Raw genomic sequence first — 3304 nt, forward strand, 5'->3', positions numbered from 1 at the left:
AAGTCGCAGGCCTGGTTCCACCGTTTGGGGTCGCGCCCGGAGCGGCGCACATGATGATGCAGGGCTGGGTGCATAACCTCGTGAGCCAAGGTTCCGGCCAGAGTCGCCGCGTTCAGTGTTTCAACAAAATCAGGGTTGTAGAAGAGCGACACTCCATCTGTGGCCATCGTTTGAATCGACCGGCACTCACACCCCTTCAACCGGAACAGGAGCGAACCGAAAAAGGGATGGTCCAGGATCAGTGAGGTGCGTGCCTTTTGAATGCGCAGCGAGGTTGGTAAATCATGTCTCATGCTGCTGCGGGCGCCTCCATATACGCGGACATGCGGGTGAAGATGTCATCGGCGCTCGGGGTCTCAGCGGGTTCTGCCGCCTCCCGGCTGCGTAACAGGCCATCCATTTCGGCGACGATGTTGGCGGCGTCGGCGGCCGTGGTGACGCGTAGCAAGTCATGCTTCTTGAGGTCCTGAGCGGAGTAGTTGCACAGCCGTTCTTTCACTTGGTCCGCAAAGCGGTTGAGGTCCGTGTCGCCGTTGACGTTGAGCCTTGGCAGGATCTCCACCAGGTCCAGAACATTGGTGACCAAGGAACCGTGAAAGCGCGACTCCGGTTCGTTCAGCCGGTCGACCATATGGGCAACCACCTCGCGCAGCCGCTTCCAGAGGTCTTCCGTTCCGCGCATCAGCGATTCGCGGACATTGGCATCGATCTCGCGCGAGACCCGCGCCTGCTCCTCGGCCGACATCTGGACGCGGAAGTCCGCTCCTGACGGGATGGGCAGCACCTCGAGCTTGACGCCGAACTTCTTCCGCAGCTTTTCCGCGGAGGGATAGTCTTCCTCCCGGAAGAGCCCGTTCAGCTCGGGCCTCACCTGCTCGATGTACTGTGGATAGACGCCGAGAAAGCTTTCCACTCCCTGTTCGAAGCCGGCCTCGAACTCGCGCATCCGCGCCATGAGATCGAAGTAGAAGTTCGCTGGCAACAGCCGGAACCCCTCGTCGGACCAGGGCAGAGTGATCTTGTAAAAGTGCTGCCGGATCTGCCCGGCCAGCGTGCGTAGCTCATCCAGTTTGTCCGCTCCGCGCAGAAGTTGCTTGTTGTAGCGGCCAGCGCCCTGGTGCGCCCCATGTTGATCGGCGACATCGCGGCTGACCTTGCGGTCGTGTTTGACGGCCGTCCAGATGCTGATGTGGACGGCGGCGAGCATTGCGCGTTCGGTAATCATTGAATGACCTCCCGGTATTCCACTCCGAAGCGAACGAACTCCGGAGTGTGGGTTATGGCGGTGTCCCGCGCCGCCGCATCGCGCACGGCCATTACCCGCATCTCAGTTGGCATCCGGTCGAGATACGCGATTCCTCTCCCTACCGAGGTGTCGCTCAAGGCCCTCCCCAGGGCGGTAGCAATAGCGATTTGCGCGGAAGGCTCCGTGGGAAGCGGCGCCGTCGTGGGGTTCAGAAGGATTTCGTCGATCGAAGGCAACTGGCGAAACAGCCGAATGAAGGCGACAAGCTCCGAAGCCGCTGCCGGCCCCACCGTTCCATCCAGGAGCTGCGCCTCAAACTCGCTGGCCCCCGAGAGAAACTGCGTCTTCTGACGACGGGCGACACCACAAAGCACCTGTGAGGCCATCTCCCAGGAACGCGGAGTGGGCCACGCGTTAGCGTCTGACGTCGCGTCCGCCGTATGCAGAAGCTCAGGCTTGAAGCGGAGGAAGGCGATGATCTCAGGCCGGACTTGAGCCTTGACCGCCCACCTGCACCAGTCGTCGAGATCCGGTTCAAGGTCCAGATGTACAAACCGGTTGCGAAGCGGTCGTGGCATCGCAAAATGGACTCCACGCTCCGATGCCGGATTGCCAGCGGCGATGACAACCCAGCCATCGGGCAGCATATACTCGCCGAGCTTCCGGTCCAGCACCAGCTGATAGCAGCCTGCCTGGGTCATCTGCGGCGCAGAGGTCAGCTCATCGAGAAAGAGAATGCCTTTGCCTGTGGTGGGGAGAAACTTGGGCGGCACCCATTCGGTCTGCTCTTCGGCGATCCGCGGCAAACCCCGAAGATCGACCGGGTCAAGCTGCACGGCCCGCACGTCGAGAAAGTCGTAGTCGAGATCGTTGGCGACCTGAGCGACGATCTGCGACTTCCCAACGCCGCACGCGCCCCAGATGTGCAGGGGCACACATTCACCGATCAGCGCGTGAAGCGCCTCATAAAGCTTTGATGGTTTCATGGCTGCTCCTTAATCAGTTCAAAATGAAGTAGTTGGAAGTAAGTCGATAAGGCGGGCCCCAACAAGAATCACCCCGGCCATGGTCGGCGAACAATAGGCGAATAGGCATGCTAAACTTCCTTGAAGCCTCGGAGCCTCACCGATGAAGGTCGACATTGCGGGAAAAGTGCGAAACACAGTACTGCCACGGTCAAAGCCGCTCTTGCCGGTCTTTGAGGCGGTCGTTAACTCACTGCAGGCGCTGGAAGAATTGCCATCGATATCTGAGATTCCCCACATCGACATCTTCGCGGTCCGGGAACCAACGCTTCACGACGTCGAGGGGACCGGAGCGATTCACACGTTCGTTGTGACGGACAACGGCGTCGGTTTCAATGCGAGGAACATCGATTCGTTCTTTACGTCTGATACACGCTATAAAGCCGGAAAAGGAGGCAAGGGCCTTGGCAGGTTTCTGTGGCTGAAGGCGTTCCGGGCTGCCGAGATCGAGAGTCACTATCTCGAAGACGGCAAGATGTGGCAGCAAAAATTCATGTTTACGTCAGAGGCGGATCAGCCGCCGACTCCGGAGCCTTCCTCTGCGCTGGAACCGACCACAATACTTCGACTCATCGGCATGTTGGACCCCTACAAGGAGACATGCCCGCGGAGCCTCGCTGTGATTTCCCGGCGTCTGATGGAGCATTGCCTGCCCTTCTTTATTGATCCGAAAGCTCCGTCGGTGACGCTCAGGGATGAGATCGACTTGATCGACCTCAATAAGACGTTTGCGGAAACGTTTGCAGCCGGAGCGACAGATCACACCTTCCAGGTGAAGGATCACATGTTCAGGATGCGTGGCCTTCGCTTGTACTCTCCCTACGAGAACCTGCATCGTCTGATGTACGCTGCAAATTCTCGGGAGGTTCGAACTGAAAAGATCGACAAAGTGATACCGAATCTTCAGAGCAGGCTCACTGACACCATAGGCCCTTTTGTCTATCTGGGCTTTATCGAGGGTGATTACCTCGACAAGACTGCGAACGGAGAGCGCACTGATTTCTCCATTCCCGATGGCGACGACGACGATAGC

At 58.9% G+C, this 3304-nt stretch carries 4 protein-coding genes; 1 reads left to right on the forward strand and 3 read right to left on the reverse strand.

Annotation, left to right across the window (positions count from 1 at the left end; genetic code table 11):
- The 3 genes from VMU57_RS22385 to VMU57_RS22395 all read right to left on the reverse strand — a co-directional run.
- The coding region (locus VMU57_RS22385; protein WP_325387495.1) for a DUF2201 family putative metallopeptidase at positions 1-293 on the reverse strand (293 nt) is incomplete at its 3' end.
- Positions 290-1225: a hypothetical protein gene (locus VMU57_RS22390; RefSeq protein WP_325387497.1), complete on the reverse strand. Its 936-nt coding sequence runs from the start codon at positions 1223-1225 to the stop codon at positions 290-292. The genes VMU57_RS22385 and VMU57_RS22390, both read right to left, overlap by 4 nt.
- A complete protein-coding gene (locus VMU57_RS22395; RefSeq protein WP_325387499.1) occupies positions 1222-2232 on the reverse strand; it encodes a MoxR family ATPase in 1011 nt (336 codons plus the stop codon). The genes VMU57_RS22390 and VMU57_RS22395 overlap by 4 nt, the downstream gene beginning before the upstream one ends.
- A 142-nt stretch (positions 2233-2374) precedes the next feature.
- Here VMU57_RS22395 and VMU57_RS22400 point away from each other — a divergent pair.
- Positions 2375-3304: hypothetical protein (locus tag VMU57_RS22400; RefSeq protein WP_325387501.1), on the forward strand; the 930-nt coding region annotated here is incomplete at its 3' end.

Source organism: Edaphobacter sp. (genome assembly GCF_035532915.1).
Lineage (GTDB): Bacteria > Acidobacteriota > Terriglobia > Terriglobales > Acidobacteriaceae > Edaphobacter.